The following is a 16,638-nucleotide window of genomic DNA, read 5'->3' on the forward strand; positions in this document are numbered from 1 at the left end:
TTGGGCGCCGCAGGGCTGCGGACGCTGCTGGACAGTGTCCGCTACGAGGTACTGCCCGCCGGGCCGACCGAGGACAAGGTCCTCGCCCATGTGCCGCGCGACATCGTCGTCACCGTGACGGCGTCGCCGGTCAAGGGGCTGGAGCCGACCCTCGATCTCACCGCCCGGCTCGCGGCGCACGGCTACCGGGTCGTCCCTCATGTGCCGGCGCGGCTGCTGCGGGACGACGTCCATCTGAAGGAGGTCGTCGACCGGCTGCGCGAGTCGGGCGTCGACGACCTCTTCCTGCCGGCGGGTGACGCCGATCCGCCGGCCGGGGTGTACGACGGCGCCCTGCCCGCGCTGCGCAGGCTCGGCGAGCTCGGCAGCCCTTTCGCGCATGTCGGCGTCACCGGCTACCCCGAGGGCCATCCGCTCATCGACGACGACGTCATCGTCCAGTCCATGTGGGACAAGCGCGAGCACGCCACGTACCTGGTGAGCAACCTCTGCTTCGATCCGCGGGTGCTGGAGGACTGGATCGGGCGGGTACGGCGCCGGGGCATCACCCTGCCCCTGTACGTGGGCGTCGCCGGGCCGGTGCAGCGGGCCAAGCTGCTGGCGATGGCGACGAAGATCGGGGTGGGGGAGTCGACGCGCTTCCTGACCAGGCACCCCTCCTGGTTCCTGCGGTTCGCGGCGCCCGGCGGGTATTCGCCCGACCGGCTGCTCAAGCGCGCCGAGGGAGCCCTCACCGCCCCCTCGGCGGGGGTGGCGGGCCTGCACGTCTTCACCTTCAACCAGATAGCGGAGACCGAACGGTGGCGCCGCGCCCTGCTGGAAGGAATGAGTGACTGAAACCGGGTAGGGGGGTCACATGGCACGCGTCACCGACTGGCAACTGACCCGAACCTTCCCCAGCGCGTCCGGCGAAGTCCGCTGGGACCGCCTGGGCGACCCGGCCGGCCCGCCGGTCGTCCTGCTGCACGGCACGCCGTTCTCCTCGTACGTCTGGCGTGCCGTCGCCCGCTCGCTCGCCCGGCACCACCAGGTGTTCGTCTGGGACATGCCCGGCTACGGGGCCTCGGAGAAAGCGGCGGACCAGGATGTGTCCCTGGCCGCTCAGGGCCGGGTCCTCACCGAACTCCTCGACCACTGGGATCTCGCCGAACCGCTCGTGGTCGCCCATGACTTCGGCGGGGCCGTCGCGCTGCGCGCCCATCTGCTGCACGGTGCCCGCTACCGTGCCCTCGCGCTGGTGGATCCGGTCGCGCTGGCACCGTGGGGTTCCCCGTTCTTCCGGCTCGTCGGCGAGCACGCCGATGTCTTCGAACGCCTGCCGCCCGCTCTACACCGCGCCCTCGTCCGCGAGTACGTCGCCTCGGCGAGCAGCCCCGGTCTGCGCGTCGACGTCCTCGACCGACTCGTCGAGCCCTGGCTGGGCGAGGAAGGCCAGGCGGCCTTCTACCGGCAGATCGCCCAGGCCGATCAGCGCTACACCGACGAGATCCAGGGCCGTTACGCCGACATCACCATCCCCACGCTGGTCTGCTGGGGCGAGGGCGACACCTGGATCCCGGTGGCGAAGGGGCGCGAGCTGGCCGCCCTCGTCCCCGGCGCACAGTGGGAACCCCTCGCCGGCGCGGGACACCTCGTACAGGAGGACGCCCCCGCGGAACTCACCGCCGTACTCCTCGACTTCCTCCGGCGCCGGCTGTGAGCGAGGGAGTCGGGGTACGACGTCGACCGGGCCCGCGTATACGACTCAGCGGAAGACCACCGTGCGGTTGCCCTCCAGCATCACCCGGCTCTCGCAGTGCCACTTCACCGCGTGCGCGAGTACCTGCGCCTCCACGTCCCGGCCGACCGTGACCAGTTCGCCGGGGTCCAGTGAGTGGTCCACCCTGACCACGTCCTGTTCGATGATCTGCCCCTCGTCCAGGTCCGGCGTCACATAGTGGGCGGTCGCGCCGACCAGCTTCACCCCGCGCGTATGGGCCTGCTCGTAGGGGCGGGCGCCCTTGAAACTGGGCAGGAAGGAGTGGTGGATGTTGATGGCGCGGCCCTCCAACTGTTTGCACAGGTCGTCGGAGAGGACCTGCATGTAGCGGGCCAGCACCACCAGGCCGACGTCCAGCTCGTGCACCAGCTCCAACAGCCGTGCCTCGGCCTGCGGCTTGGTCTCCTTGGTGACCGGGATGTGGTGGAAGGGGACGCCGTAGGTCCGCGCGAGCCCCTCGAAGTCCCGGTGATTGGAGACGATCGCGGGGATCTCGATGTTGAGGGCGCCGGTGCTCCGGCGGAAGAGCAGGTCGTTGAGGCAGTGGCCGAACCGGGACACCATGATCAGCGTGCGGGTCGGTGTGGCCGCATCGGTCATGTCCCAGGAGATGCGGTAGGCCTGGGCGACCGGGCCGAACCGGTGACGCAGGCTCTCCAGATCGGCGTTCGGGTCGCGGACGTCGAAATGGACCCTCATGAAGAAGCGGTCCTGAAGTCGGTCGTCGAACTGCCGGCTTTCCAGAATGTTTCCGGAGTTCCTGACGAGAAAGCCGCTCACGGCGTGGACCAGCCCGGCGCTGTCGGGACAGGAAAGGGTGAGGACGTACTCACGGCCGGGTCGCGATCGGGGGGACTTGAGGGACACGTCGGCCTCCGTCGGTGCGCATTGCACAACATGGTGAGCGATACGCAACATGGTCGGCTCGGCGTGGCTCCCGGTCAAGGGTGGTCGGGTAGGTGGTGACGAGGTGAAATCGTCATCGGCCAACCCCTTGACGTCCGTCTGGACATTCGCCAGGGTGTTCCACCACAAGCAATCGGGTGCACGATGCGCAACGAATTTCTTTTGAAAGGCTCGGCGCGTGGCAGACCTGTACGTGGATGGGCAATGGCGGGATCCGGTGGCCGGCGGTCGCCGGGAGATCCGGTGTCCGGCCGACGGCACGCCCGTGGCGACCGTTTCCGAAGCGACCCGCGCCGACACCGAGGCGGCGATCGCCGCAGCCCGCCACGCCTTCGACTCCGGCCCCTGGCCGGGCACCCCCGAACGCGAGCGCGGCGCCCTGCTGCTGCGCACCGCCGACATCGTCGAGCGCGCCGCCAAGGAACTCGCCCGCGCCGAGTCCCTCGACACCGGCAAGCGGCTGGTGGAGAGCGAGTACGACATCGCCGACGTCGTCTCCTGCTTCCGCCACTACGGCGGCATCGCCGGCAGCGACGCCGGGCGGGTGGTCGACACCGGACGCGACGACGCGGTGAGTCGCGTGGTGTACGAGCCCGTCGGGGTGTGCGGCCTGATCACCCCGTGGAACTATCCACTGCTTCAGGCCAGTTGGAAGGTCGCCCCCGCTCTCCTGGCGGGCAACACGATCGTCCTCAAACCCAGCGAACTCACCCCCTCCACCTCGATCCTGCTGATGAGGGCGCTGGAGGAGGCCGGGCTCCCCGCCGGGGCCGCCAACCTCGTCCTGGGCGCCGGGCCCGAGGCGGGCGCGCCACTGGCCGAGGACCCCGCCGTCGACATGGTCTCCTTCACCGGAGGGCTGGAGACCGGCAGGCGCGTCATGGCCGGCGCCGCCGTGAGCGTGAAGAAGGTGGCGCTCGAACTCGGCGGCAAGAACCCCAACGTGGTCTTCGCCGACGCCGACTTCGACACCGCCGTCGACTTCGCCCTCACCGCCGTCTTCCTGCACTCGGGACAGGTCTGCTCGGCCGGCGCCCGGCTGATCGTCGAGGACCGCCTGCACGACCGCTTCGTCGACGAGGTCGTGCGCCGCGCCCGGCGGATCCGCCTCGGCGGCCCCTTCGACCCGGAGGCCGACACCGGGCCGCTGATCTCCGCACGGCACCGGGAGAAAGTGGAGGCGTACGTCGCCGCCGGCCTCGCCGAGGGAGCCGTACTGCGCTGCGGCGGCGCCCGGCCCGACGACCCCGCGCTGGGAGACGGCCACTACTACCCGCCCACCGTCCTCGACGAGTGCCGGCAGGACATGCGCGTGGTGCACGAGGAGTCCTTCGGGCCCGTCCTCACCGTGGAGCGCTTCACCGACGAGGACGACGCCGTACGCATCGCCAACGACACCGAGTACGGACTCGCCGGAGCCGTGTGGACGCAGGACGCCGGCCGCGCCCAGCGGGTCGCCCGGCGGCTGCGCCACGGCACGGTGTGGATCAACGACTACCACCCCTATGTGCCGCAGGCGGAATGGGGTGGCTTCGGGCACTCCGGCGTCGGCCGGGAGCTGGGACCGACCGGCCTGAACGAGTACCGAGAGCCCAAGCACATCTGGCAGAACATCCAACCCCGGCCGCAGCACTGGTTCCGCGGCTGAACGCCGAAATGAGGTCCGACGTGACCCCCACACAGACCGAGGTGCCGCAGCGGCGCGGCACGCCCCAGGACTCGGGCTCCACCCCGGTCATCTCCGTGCGCAGGCTGTGGAAGGTGTTCGGCCCGAAGGCCGGCCAGGTGCCGGAATCCGAGGAGTTGCGCGGGCTCGGCCGCCGCGAGCTGATGGACCGCACCGGGTGCACCGCCGCCGTACGCGACGTCGACTTCGACGTCTCGCCCGGCGAGGTCTTCGTCGTCATGGGTCTGTCCGGCTCCGGCAAGTCCACCTTGGTGCGCTGTCTGACCCGGCTGATCGAACCCACCGCCGGTGAGATCGTCTTCGAGGGCGAGGACATCCGCCGGGCCGACGCGGCGCGCCTGCGCGAGCTTCGGCGCCGCAAGTTCTCCATGGTGTTCCAGCACTTCGGTCTGCTGCCCCACCGCCGCGTCGTCGACAACGTGGCGTTCGGGCTGGAGATCCGGGGCCTGGGCAGGGCCGAGCGCGTCAAGCGGGCCCAGGAGGTCGTGGAGCTGGTCGGCCTCGCCGGCTACGAGAACTCCTATCCCGACCAGCTCTCCGGCGGCATGCAGCAACGCGTCGGCCTCGCACGGGCGTTGGCGGGCGATCCCGACGTGCTCTTCTTCGACGAACCCTTCTCGGCGCTCGACCCGTTGATCCGCCGCGACATGCAGAACGAGGTCATCCGCCTGCACCGCGAGGTCGGCAAGACGATGGTGTTCATCACCCACGACCTCTCCGAGGCCCTCAAACTGGGCGACCGCATCCTCATCATGCGCGACGGCAGGACGGTCCAGTGCGGCACCGGCGACGAACTCGTGGGCGCCCCCGAGGACGACTACGTCCGCGAGTTCGTCAAGGATGTGCCGCGCGGCGACGTACTGACCCTGCGCTGGATCATGCGCCCGGCGCAGCCCGAAGACGCCCTGGACGGACCGGAGTTGGGTCCGGACGTCGTCGTGCGCGAGGCCACCCGTGCGGTACTGGCCGCCGAGAAACCGGTCAAGGTCGTCGAGAACGGGAAGCTGCTCGGCATCGTCGGCGACGAGGAGATCCTCGCGGTGGTCGCCGGGCGGGAAGGCGACGCACGATGACCGTCGCCGTCGAGAAACCCGAGAGGACCGAGGGCACCGGGCCGCAACCCGCCCCCGCCAAGGGCGCGTTCAGGGTCTCCCGCGCCATGGTGGTCGCCGCGATCCTCGTCGTCTGGCTGGTGCTCTTCGCCGTACTGCGCGGCAGACAGACCCTGTCGCTCGCTGCGGCCGACCTGACCGATCTGCACCGCTGGTTCAACGACGTCAACGACTCGATCGGCGCGAACCGCAACTCCAACCCGCTCTTCCTCTACTTCTTCAACGAGATCCGGCTGGTCATCGACTCCCTGGTGACCTTTGTTCAGGAGCTGATCTCGCAGCCCTCCGCCGGCCGCCCGGTGCCGCGGATCGGGTGGCTCGGCGTGGTCGGCATCGCCGGCTTCGTCTCCTGGGCCGTGGGCAACTGGCGGGTCGCGCTGCTGGCCGTGGCCGGCTTCACCTTCCTGGGCCTTCAGGGCCTGTGGCAGGAGAGCATGGACACCCTCGCGCTCACCGTGTCCGCCGTCCTCGTGGCCCTGCTGTTCGCGATCCCGCTGGGCGTGTGGGCGGGGCTGTCCGACCGGTTCCACCGGATCGTGACGCCCTTCCTGGACTTCATGCAGACCATGCCGACGTTCGTCTACCTGGCGCCACTGACGCTGTTCTTCCTGATCGGTCCGGCCTCCGCCACCATCGCCACGCTGATCTACGCGGCACCGCCCGCGATCCGCATCACCGCCCACGCCATCCGTTCCGTGTCCAGGACCACGGTCGAGGCGGCCGACTCGCTCGGCGCCACCCGCCGGCAGTCCCTGACGAAGGTGCTGCTGCCGATGTCCAGGCGGACCGTGGTGATGGGCGTCAACCAGACCATCATGGCCGCCCTGGCCATGGTGACCATCGCCGCCCTGATCGACGCGCCCGGCCTGGGCAAGACCGTCGTCCAGGCGCTCCAGTCGCTCGACGTCGGCACGGCCTTCAACGCCGGTCTGGCCATCGTCGTCATGGCCATCGTGCTGGACCGGGTCACCACCGCGGCGAGCACACGCGAGGAGGCGGCCCGCGGTTCCCGGAGCCGTCTCCAGGCCTGGCGGCGCCCGCTGCTGGCCGCGGGCGCGGCGATCACGGCCGTCCTCGTGTACCTCTCGCACACCTACGTCTGGGCGGCGGAGTTCCCCGGCGAGGGCGGCGTCGGCAGTGCCGTCTCCAGCGGGGCGGACAGTGTGACCACCTGGGCGCAGGACAACCTGTCGGGGATCACCAACGCCTTGCGCGAAGCCCTCACCAACGGCCTGCTCAACCCGTTCCAGACCCTGCTGACCGACTCCCCGTGGTGGCTCGTGGGCGCCGCCCTGATCGCGCTCGGCACCGTCCTCGGCGGAAGGCGGGCCGGCCTCACCACGGCCGTCTGCGTGGGCCTGCTGGTGGGCACCGGAGTGTGGTCGGACAGCATGACCACGCTGGCGTCGACCGTCGTCGCCACGGTGCTGGTGATGCTGTTCGGCATCGGCTTCGGCGTGTGGATGGGACGCAACGCCCTGGTCGACCGGCTGCTGCGGCCCAGCCTGGACGCGGCCCAGGTCATGCCGCCGTTCGTCTATCTCGTGCCGTTCCTCGCGCTGTTCGGCGCGACCCGCTTCACAGCCATCGTCGCCGCCGTCGTCTACGCGGCACCCGTCGCCGTGAAGATCGTCGCGGACGGAGTGCGCAACGTGCCCGCCACCACCGTGGAGGCGGCCACCTCGGCCGGGTGCAGCACCTGGCAGATCATCACCAAGGTCCAGCTGCCGATGGCGCGCGGCGCCCTGACGCTCGCTACCAACCAGGGCCTGATCTACGTCCTTTCGATGGTCGTGGTCGGCGGCCTGGTGGGCGCGGGCGCCCTCGGCTACGACGTCGTGGCCGGCTTCTCGCAGGGCCAGCTGTACGGGAAGGGGCTGGCCGCGGGGCTCGCCATCGTCCTTCTCGGAGTCATGTTCGACCGGATCACTCAGGCAGCGGCTCGCCGCACCAGCGCATAAGGAGCACCACACGATGGCAAGACACTGGCGAGCGGGAGCGGCCGGCCTGGCGGTCCTCGGCCTGACCCTGACGGCCTGCGGCGGCGCGAAGGTCGGCGACGACTCCGCGGGATCCGGCTCGGGCGACTCCGGCAAGTGCGGCACCTTCAACCTGGCCGTCAACCCCTGGGTGGGGTACGAGGCCGACGCGGCGGTCGTCGCGTACGTCGCGGAGCACGATCTCGGCTGCGAGGTCAACCAGAAGGACCTCAAGGAGGAGATCGCCTGGCAGGGCTTCGGGACGGGCGAGGTGGACGCCGTCATCGAGAACTGGGGCCACGACGACCTGAAGAAGAAGTACATCACCGACCAGAAGACCGCCGTCGAGGCGGGCTCGACCGGCAACAAGGGTCTCATCGGCTGGTACGTGCCGCCGTGGCTGGCGAAGGCGCACCCGGACATCACCGACTGGAAGAACCTCAACAAGTACGCGGCCGAGTTCAAGACCTCCGAGTCGGGCGGGAAGGGCCAACTCCTCGACGGCGACCCGTCGTTCGTCACCAACGACGAGGCCCTGGTGAAGAACCTGAAGCTGGACTACAAGGTGGTGTACGCGGGCAGTGAGACCGCGCTCATCCAGGCCTTCCGCAAGGCGGAGAAGAACAAGGAATGGGTGATCGGCTACTTCTACGAGCCGCAGTGGTTCATGTCCGAGGTGCCGCTCGTCAAGGTCAAGCTGCCCGCGTACGAGGAGGGTTGCGACGCCGACGCGGAGAAGGTCGCCTGCGACTACCCCGTGTACGACCTGGACAAGATCGTCAGCGCGAAGTTCGCCAAGTCGGGCAGCCCCGCGTACGACCTGGTGAAGAACTTCAACTGGACCAATGACGACCAGAACACCGTGGCCAAGTACATCGCGGTGGACAAGATGGCCCCCGAGGCGGCGGCGAAGAAGTGGGTCGAGGCCAACCGCGACAAGGTGGACGCCTGGATCAAGTAGCCCTGCTGGACATGCCCGGTGGGCGGCGCACGGGGACGTGCGCCGCCCACCGGGCATTCCTGTTCTCCCGGGCCGTTCTCCGGCCGTTTCCCGACGTCACCGGGCCTCTTGACACCCCTCTGCACGGAAGGCACATTGAGTTGCGCAACCTGAATCACGTTGCGTAGAAAGCAACTGAACCGGAGGTGCGGCGATGGCGGGACCCCGAGTGGTCATCATCGGAGCGGGTGTCGTCGGAGCGGCGCTCGCGGACGAGATCTCCGCACGAGGCTGGACCGAAGTGACCGTGGTCGACCAGGGTCCGCTCCCCGCCACCGGCGGCTCCAGCTCGCACGCCCCGGGTCTGGTCTTCCAGACCAACTCCTCCAAGACCATGACCGAACTGGCCCGCTACACCGTGGAGAAGTTCTGCTCCCTCGACGTCGACGGAGAGCCCTGCTTCCTCCAGGTCGGCGGTCTGGAGGTGGCCACCACCCCCGAGCGCCTCACCGAACTACGGCGCCGCCACGGCTGGATCACCGCCTGGGGCATCGAGGCCCGGCTGCTGAACCCCGAGGAATGCGCCGAGCGGCACCCGTTGCTCGACCGCGACAGGGTCCTGGGCGGCCTCCTGGTCCCAACAGACGGGCTCGCCAAAGCCGTTCTGGCGGTCGAGGCGCAGATCCGCCGGGCCACCGAGCGCGGCGTGCGCTTCCTCGCCCGCCACGAGGTCCTGGACATCCTCCAGGCGGACGGCGAGGTCACCGGGGTCCGCACCGACCAGGGCGACCTGGACGCCGACATCGTCGTGTGCTGCGCCGGCATCTGGGGCCCCAGGATCGCCCGTATGGCCGGCATGAACCTCCCGCTCACCCCGCTCGCCCACCAACTCGCCTGGACCGGCCCGGTCCCCGCCCTCGCCGGCCAGACCCAGGAGGCGGTCCGCCCGATCCTGCGCCACCAGGACGCCGACCTGTACTACCGCGACCGCTTCGACGGCATCGGCATCGGCTACTACGGCCACCGCCCCATGCCGATCTCCGCCGACGACATCCTCTCCGTGGGCGAGGCCGACCAGATGCCGTCGGTGCTGAAGTTCACCGAGGAGGACTTCGAGCCGGCCTGGACCGAGACCCAGTCCCTCCTCCCCGCGACACGCGAGGCGAAGGTCGAGGAGGGCATCAACGGCCTGTTCTCCTTCACCACCGACAACTTCCCGCTCCTCGGCCAGTCCCCGGACGTCGCGGGCTTCTGGGTCGCCGAGGCCGTCTGGGTCACCCACTCCGCGGGCGTGGGCCGGGCGATGGCCGAGTGGCTGGTCGACGGGTACTGCTCGTCCTTCGACCTGCACGAGTGCGACGTCAACCGCTTCGAGCCGCACCAACTCGCCCCGGAGTACGTCCTGGCCCGCGACTGCCAGAACTTCGTCGAGGTCTACGACATCCTCCACCCCCTCCAGCCGTCCGGGCACCCGCGCCCGATCCGCACCAGCCCCTTCCACCCCCGCCAGCAGGAGCACGGCGCCTTCTTCCTGGAGGCGAACGGCTGGGAGCGCCCGCAGTGGTACGAGGCCAACGCGGCCCTGACCGAAGGGCGTTCGGTCCCCACACCGGGGGACTGGGCGGCGCGGTACTGGTCGCCGATCGTCGGCGCGGAAGCCCAGATCACCCGCGAGAGCGTCGCGATGTACGACATGACGGCCCTCAAGCGGCTGGAGGTGAGCGGGCCCGGTTCGGCCGCCTTCCTGGAGGGACTGTGCACGGGCAAGGTCGCGAAGTCGGTCGGCTCGGTGACGTACACCCTCCTCCTCGACCACGACGGCGGCATCCGCAGCGACATCACCGTCGCCCGCCTGGCCCGCGACCTCTTCCAGATCGGCGCCAACGGCAACCTCGACCTCGACTGGCTCACCCGCCACCTCCCCTCCGACGGCACGGTCCAGGTCCGCGACATCACCCCCGGCACCTGCTGCGTCGGCCTGTGGGGGCCGCTCGCCCGCAAGGTCCTCCAGCCCCTGACGGACGAGGACTTCTCCAGCGACGGCCTGAAGTACTTCCGCGCCAAACGCGCCTACGTCGGCAGCGTCCCGGTGACGGCGATGCGGCTGTCGTACGTCGGCGAGCTCGGCTGGGAGCTGTACACCACCGCCGACCAGGGCCTGAAACTGTGGGACACCCTGTGGCGGGCGGCCGAGCCGCTCGGCGGCGTCATCGCGGGCCGCGGCGCCTTCAACAGCCTCCGCCTGGAGAAGGGTTACCGCTCCTTCGGCACCGACATGACCTACGAGCACGACCCCTACGAGGCCGGCGTCGGCTTCGCCGTCAGGCTCGACAAGGCCGACTTCATCGGGAAGGCGGCCCTGGAACGCCGCAGGACCGACGTCCGCCGCAAACTGACCTGCCTGACCATCGACGACCCGCGCTCGGTCGTCATGGGCAAGGAGCCCGTGTACGACGCCGACCGCACCGTCGGCCACGTCACCAGCGCCGCCTATGGCTACACCATCGGCAAGGGCATCGCCTACGCGTGGCTGCCGACGCCGCTGACGCTTCCGGGGACCACCGTGCAGATCGGCTACTTCGACCGACGCATCGAGGCGACCGTAGCCGAGGAGCCGCTGTTCGACCCGGCCATGTCGCGGTTGCGGGGCTAGCCCTGCATACAGGCAGATCAGGCGGCGCTCTTCTTCCGGCGGCGCCGGCCGGTTCCCGTGAGGGCTCCCTTCTGAGCACGCCGGCACCGCGGCGCGCGCGTCGAGTGCCGGCGAGTGGCCGAGGGCGCCTGCTCAGCCCCACAGCCGGCGCTCGCTCTCCCGCGGGGCCCGTACGACCCGCGAACCCTCCGCACCGAAGGTCATCACCGGGCGCTCTTCGCTCCACTCGTCCCAGCCGGGGTCGCCCTTCGCGGCGAAATCGGTCCACGCCGTGTGCATGGCGGCCGCCAGGGCGCTCGGCGCCGCGTCGCCCGTGAGCGCGCGGGTGCCGGGCTCGTCGAGGGTGTCGAAGACGAACCCGAGTTCCAGGGCATGGCAGGCGCCGAGCGCTCGGACCGGCGAGGGCCAGGCGAACTCGTAAAGGAAGGTGCGGCCGGACCGGCCCACGCGCGCGTCGGCGAGGCGGTTGAGCGGGACGCGCAGCAGCTTGTCGGTGGCGATCGAGCCCAGGATCTCTCCCGGCGAGGCGCCGGGGCGTGCCGATCGGTACACCCGGGGGGAACGCCACGGCGCCCGGTGCTTGAGGACGGCCGCCCGCAGCGTCACCCGGCCGATCCGGTCCACGAGTCCGGAGGGGACGAACCACAGGCGGTATTCGTCGGTGTTCGTGCCCAGCAGCAGGTCGATCCCGTCTCCGCGGCCCCGTGCCAGGGCGGTGGCCGGATCCTCGGGCACCACGTCGCCGTCGACGACGATGTGGAAGGCCGCCCCGCCGGTGAGCGGGTTGCCGCCGCGGGTGACGGCGGCCTGCGCGGCCAGGAGTTCGGCCCGGCCCACCCGGGCGAAGGCCTCGGCCGTCGGGGCGACCCCGAGGTGGCGGCCCATCGCCTCGGTGGTGGCTCCCGCCACGGCCGGCGCGACGGCGGCCGGCGCACCGCTCTGGAGGACCGCCCGATGGAAGAGACCCTTGGAACGAGGGCTCGCCAGCAGCGCCGCGATACTGATGGCGCCCGCGGACTCGCCGAACACGGTGACGTTCGCCGGGTCGCCGCCGAAGGCGCCGATGTTCTCCCGCACCCAACGCAGCGCCGCCAACTGGTCGCGCAGACCGAGATTGGCCGGGGCGTCGGGAAAGACACCGAATCCTTCGACGCCGAGGCGGTAGTTGAGGGAGACGAGGACGACGCCGTCGCGGGCGAAGCCGCTCCCGTCGTAAGTGGGCACGGCGGAGGAGCCGTTGCGCAGGGAGCCGCCGTGGATCCACACCATGACCGGGAGCCGGGCGTCACCCGGCGAGGGCGTCCAGACGTTGAGGTTGAGACAGGCGTCGCCGGGGACATCGGGGTCGGGAAGCAGTTCGTCCAGGGGCGCGGGGTACGGGTTCTTGGGCGCCGTGGGCCCGAAGACGGTGGCGTCGCGGATGCCGTGCCAGGGCGTGACGGGTGCCGGCGGACGGAAGCGCAGCGCGCCGGTGGGGGAGGCGGCGTAGGGGATGCCGCGGAAGACGGTGATCCCGTTCTCGGTGGTGCCGCGCAGAGCACCCCGGGTGGTGGACACGACCGTCATGCGCAGACCTCCTGGAGCTCACGCTTGAGGACCTTGCCGCTGGGGCCGAGCGGCAGCTCGGTGAGCAGCCGGACGACGCGAGGGTACTTGTGCCTGCCGAGCCGCTCGCGCGACCAGGCGACGATCTCCTCGGGGGTTTCCGTGGCCCCCGGGCGCAGGACCACGGCCGCGCAGATCTCCTCACCCCGTTCCTCGTCGGGCAGGCCGAGCACACAGACCTGGTCGATCGCGGGGTGCCGGGCGAGGACCTCCTCGACCTCGCGCGGGTAGACGTTGAACCCGCCGCGGATGATGAGGTCCTTCTTGCGGTCGACGATGGTGAGAAAGCCGTCCGCGTCGCGCGTCCCGAGGTCCCCGGTGCGGAACCAGCCGTCGACCAGCGCCGCCGCCGTGGCCTCCGCGTCCTCCAGGTAGCCGGCGAAGACGTTGTGGCCGCGCAGCACCACTTCCCCCACCTCGCCGTCCTTCAGCAGCACGGTCCGCCGGTCGGTGCCGGCGTCGGCGACAGCGGCTTCCACACCCCAGACGGGCTGCCCGACCGTGCCGGGGCGACGGCGTTCGCGCCGGTTGAACGTCGCCACCGGGGAGGTCTCGGTGAGGCCGTACCCCTCCAGGATCTCCGTGCCGAAAGTGGACTCGAAGCGCTCCAGGAGCGCGCCCGGCAGCGCCGCACCACCGGAGATGCCCATCCGCAGCGCCGCCGGCCGACGCGGGTCATGGTCCGCCGCCTCGACGAGCGCGTGATACATGGTCGGCACTCCCATGAAGACCGTCACGCCCTCGGTGACCAGCAGGTCGAGCGCCCCCGGGCCGGAGAAGCGGGGAGTGAGGACGAGGGTGGCTCCGGCACGCAGGGCGGCGTTCATCGCGCAGGACTGTCCGAAGCTGTGGAAGAGCGGGAGGCAGCCCAGTACGACGTCGTCGGGGCCGAGTCCCATGAGGTCCTGGGCGCAGATGCCGGCGTTCATGACCAGGTTGACGTGGGTGAGCAGGGCACCCTTCGGGCGGCCCGTGGTGCCGCTGGTGTAGAGGATCACGGCGGTGTCGTCCGGCCCACGCGACACGGCCCGTTGAAGCGGCTCGGGCCCGGCGCCCACGCCGATCACCTCGATGCCGACCGCCGCCGCGGCGGCTTCGGCGACCGGGCGCAGCGGGCCGCCGCTCACCAGGGCGCGGCACTTGCTGTGCCGCAGCACATAGGCGATCTCGTCGGCGACCAGCAGGGCGTGCACCGGGACGACGGTGGCGCCGACCGCCAGCACGGCGTAGTACGCGCGCGGGAAGTCGGCCGTGTTGGGCAGCAGCACCGCGACCCGGTCACCGGGCCCGATCCCCCGGGCGCGCAGGGTGGCCGCGAAGCCGAGTGCCTCGTGCCAGAGCTGCCGATAGCTGATCCGGTCGCCGCCCTCGACGACCGCGATGCGGTCGGGATGGTGGGTGGCTGAATCCTGCAAGATCGTGGCGACGCTCAGCTGCATGGGCGGCTCTCCTGCGCGATGGACGGTGTGGGATGCGCGATGGACGGTGTGGGATGCACGGCGGGCGGTGTGGGGTGCACGACGGCGGTGCCGGAAGCGCACGACGAACGGGTGGGAAGACCGCCCCAGCATCCAGCACGCCGGTCCCCCCGGGCCATGTGCAGGTGCCCAGCGTCATCAGTCGCGACCTGGGCAGCAGCCTCCCGGAGGCTGGCCGTATCCAGTGCAGCCGCCTAGTCTGCGCGGCATGAACGAGGGCCAAGAGGAGCTGCACCGCCACCTGGCGCAGACCCTGCTGAGCGACATAGACGGGATAACGGGCCGGGTCGTGGCGGACATCTGCGCGCACAGCCCGACCTACGCCTCCGGGCGTCCCGTCGCGCTGTCCGACCTGCGCGGGATCTGCCGCAACAACCTGGTCCTCGCCCTGGAGGACTTCGGCGGACTCCCCGCGAGCGCCGGGGACTTCGCCGCCGCGGCCACCGAGACCGGACAGCGGCGGGCCAAGCAGGGGATGCCGCTGGACACCGTACTGATGGCATATCGCCGTGGCGGCCGGGTGCTGTGGCAGGCGATGACGACACCACTGCGCGGCCGGCGGGCAGTCGACCAGGACCTGGTCCTGGAGGTCGCCGGCGCGCTGTGGGAGACCATCGACCGCTTCTCGACCCTGATGGCGGACGCCTACCGCCTGACCCAGCTGGAGATGCACCACCGGCAGGGCTCCCGCCGCGGCGCGCTGTTCGAGGCCCTGCTGGACGGCCGGGGCAGTGATCCCACCGTGGCCGCGGCGGCGGCCGCCGCTCTCGGCATCCCCTTGCGGGACCGCTACGCGGTGGTCGCGGTCGACCAGGACCCCTTGGCGCCCACCGACCCCGAGCCCGCACTTCAGGCCGCGGGCATGTGGTCCTTCTGGCGTCCCCGGGGCGAGCGCAACGCCGGGGTCGTGCGCCTCGCGGCGGCCGAACCCGCGGAGCTGGTGGCGGTGTTGCGCGACGCGGGCGTCGGAACCGCCGGCATCTCGCCGCCGTTTCCCGAACTGGCCGCCGCGGACACCGCGTTGCGCCTGGCGGAGCGCTCGCTGCGCACCTTGCCGCCGGGCAGCAAAGAGGTGGCGGAACTGGACGACCGGCTGGTCGAAGCGGTGCTCACCAGCGACCCTGAGATCGCCGGCCGCCTGATCACCCGGTACCTGCACGGCATCGACGACTGCGGATCGGACGGCCCCGTGCTGCGGGAGACGCTGCGGGTCTGGCTGGACAACGGCTGCTCGGCGGCCCACACGGCCAAGCAGATGTACTGCCATCGCAACACGATCCTGAACCGCGTCGCGCGGATCGCCCAACTCACCGGCTGGCCACTGGAATCGGGCGAGGCACGGCTCGGCTGGGCGCTGGCCCTGCGCGCGGCCCAGGTGGCCGCCGGCTGAGCGGCCGTCCGGCGCGGGTCTCCCACCTGGTGCGGTGTGCGAGCGCCCAAGGGGGCGCGGTCAAGCCTGGGCATCTGCCAGCAGACAGCGCGCGCCCGGCATCTCACCATGGGCGCTCAGTCACGTTCAACGAGCCGCAACGTGCCTGACCCACAAGGAGATTCGATGCCCGGCAGTATCCGCCGCACGCTCCGGGGCCTCACGGTCGCCGGACTTCTCACCGGCCTGACGGCCCTCGCCGCCCCCACCGCTCCCGCGGTACCCACCACCGCGCTGCCGACGGCTTCCGTAGCCTCCGTCGGCACGGACTTCGGTAGCGCCGGCCCGTATGCGGTGACGGTCGACATAGATCTCGTGCACACCTTCTACTACCCCAGCGACATGGGCCGGTCGGGCGAACGGCACCCCGTGGTCATCTGGGGCAACGGCACGGGCGCCGTGCCCGGCGTCTACAGCGGCCTGCTGCGCCACCTCGCCAGTCACGGCTTCATCGTCGCCGCCGCCAACACCCCCACCTCCAACTTCGCGATCACCATGCGCGCGGGCATCGACGTCCTGGAGCGGCGCAACGCCGACAGCGGCAGCGTCTTCCACGGGAACGTCGACCTCGATCACATCGGCTCCGCCGGGCACTCCCAGGGCGGCGCCGCGGCTCTCAACGCCGCGATCGACCCGCGGGTGGACACCGCCGTCCCCATCCAGCCGGGACCGCTCGCCGACGCCGACAACATGGACGAACCCGTCTTCTACCTCGCCGGGGAGGACGACCTGATCGTCTGGCCCGTGCTGGTCAAGGCGTTCTACAACGACTCCGACCACGTACCCGCCGTCTACGGCGAGGTCCGCGGCGCCGGACACCTCAGCTCCATAGGCGACGGCGGCGCGTTCCGTGCTCCCGTCACCGCCTGGCTCCGCTACTGGCTGATGGGCGACGAGAACGCCCGCGGGATGTTCTTCGGCCCGGGCTGCGGCTACTGCGTCGACTCCGCCCTGTGGTCCGACTGGAGGCGCAACGCCAGAGCGGAGCAGATACCGGGGTCCGTCAACTGACCTGCGCCGGCGGCCCGCCACGCCCAGATGCTCCACCGCGCAAGGGCTTCTCCGGGGCGTCGGTCGAGGAGATCGCCGA

The 16,638-nt window shown here is 70.9% G+C and carries 12 protein-coding genes; 9 read left to right on the plus strand and 3 right to left on the minus strand.

Annotation, left to right across the window (positions count from 1 at the left end; genetic code table 11):
• On the plus strand, window positions 1-837 hold the full coding sequence (locus ACIQWG_RS01280) for a 5,10-methylenetetrahydrofolate reductase (RefSeq protein WP_404088962.1): 837 nt from the start codon (window positions 1-3) through the stop codon (window positions 835-837).
• Between the two features lie 19 nt (window positions 838-856).
• The gene (locus ACIQWG_RS01285; protein ID WP_404088963.1) at window positions 857-1,699 is read left to right on the plus strand and encodes an alpha/beta fold hydrolase; all 843 of its coding nucleotides are present in this window, start codon (window positions 857-859) and stop codon (window positions 1,697-1,699) included.
• A 45-nt stretch (window positions 1,700-1,744) separates the two neighbouring features.
• Here ACIQWG_RS01285 and purU read toward each other — a convergent pair whose 3' ends face one another.
• Window positions 1,745-2,626, minus strand: coding sequence for a formyltetrahydrofolate deformylase (gene purU / locus ACIQWG_RS01290; RefSeq protein WP_404088965.1), 882 nt, complete (start codon window positions 2,624-2,626; stop codon window positions 1,745-1,747).
• Between the two features lie 217 nt (window positions 2,627-2,843).
• On the opposite strand from purU, the gene ACIQWG_RS01295 reads away from it, so the two are divergent.
• The 5 genes from ACIQWG_RS01295 (at window position 2,844) to ACIQWG_RS01315 (ending at window position 11,036) form a co-directional block, all read left to right on the plus strand.
• Window positions 2,844-4,313, plus strand: a complete 1,470-nt coding sequence (locus ACIQWG_RS01295) for an aldehyde dehydrogenase family protein (protein ID WP_404088967.1) — start codon at window positions 2,844-2,846, stop codon at window positions 4,311-4,313.
• Window positions 4,314-4,333: 20 nt separating this feature from the next.
• Window positions 4,334-5,425 carry a glycine betaine/L-proline ABC transporter ATP-binding protein gene (locus ACIQWG_RS01300; RefSeq protein WP_404088969.1) on the plus strand — a complete coding sequence of 364 codons (1,092 nt, stop codon included), beginning with the start codon at window positions 4,334-4,336 and terminating at the stop codon, window positions 5,423-5,425.
• Window positions 5,422-7,425, plus strand: coding sequence for an ABC transporter permease (locus ACIQWG_RS01305; RefSeq protein WP_404088971.1), 2,004 nt, complete (start codon window positions 5,422-5,424; stop codon window positions 7,423-7,425). Before ACIQWG_RS01300 ends, ACIQWG_RS01305 begins: the two co-directional genes overlap by 4 nt.
• 13 nt (window positions 7,426-7,438) lie before the next feature.
• Complete coding sequence (locus ACIQWG_RS01310) at window positions 7,439-8,404, plus strand: ABC transporter substrate-binding protein (protein WP_404088973.1); 966 nt, start codon at window positions 7,439-7,441, stop codon at window positions 8,402-8,404.
• Between the two features lie 193 nt (window positions 8,405-8,597).
• Entirely contained in the window at window positions 8,598-11,036 is a 2,439-nt protein-coding gene (locus tag ACIQWG_RS01315; RefSeq protein WP_404088975.1) for an FAD-dependent oxidoreductase, read from the plus strand.
• A gap of 132 nt (window positions 11,037-11,168) precedes the next feature.
• Here the strand turns inward: ACIQWG_RS01315 and ACIQWG_RS01320 are convergent, their stop codons facing one another.
• Window positions 11,169-12,602: a carboxylesterase/lipase family protein gene (locus tag ACIQWG_RS01320; RefSeq protein ID WP_404088977.1), complete on the minus strand. Its 1,434-nt coding sequence runs from the start codon at window positions 12,600-12,602 to the stop codon at window positions 11,169-11,171.
• Window positions 12,599-14,080, minus strand: coding sequence for a long-chain fatty acid--CoA ligase (locus tag ACIQWG_RS01325; RefSeq protein WP_404088979.1), 1,482 nt, complete (start codon window positions 14,078-14,080; stop codon window positions 12,599-12,601). The genes ACIQWG_RS01320 and ACIQWG_RS01325 overlap by 4 nt, the downstream gene beginning before the upstream one ends.
• Before the next feature lie 247 nt (window positions 14,081-14,327).
• On the opposite strand from ACIQWG_RS01325, the gene ACIQWG_RS01330 reads away from it, so the two are divergent.
• Entirely contained in the window at window positions 14,328-15,509 is a 1,182-nt protein-coding gene (locus ACIQWG_RS01330) for a PucR family transcriptional regulator (protein ID WP_404088981.1), read from the plus strand.
• Between the two features lie 165 nt (window positions 15,510-15,674).
• Window positions 15,675-16,559 (plus strand): alpha/beta hydrolase family protein, encoded by an 885-nt coding sequence (locus tag ACIQWG_RS01335; protein WP_404088983.1) that lies wholly within the window; start codon window positions 15,675-15,677, stop codon window positions 16,557-16,559.
• Window positions 16,560-16,638: the final 79 nt, after the last annotated feature.

The sequence above is a fragment of the Streptomyces sp. NPDC098781 genome (assembly GCF_044759995.1).
Lineage (GTDB): Bacteria > Actinomycetota > Actinomycetes > Streptomycetales > Streptomycetaceae > Streptomyces.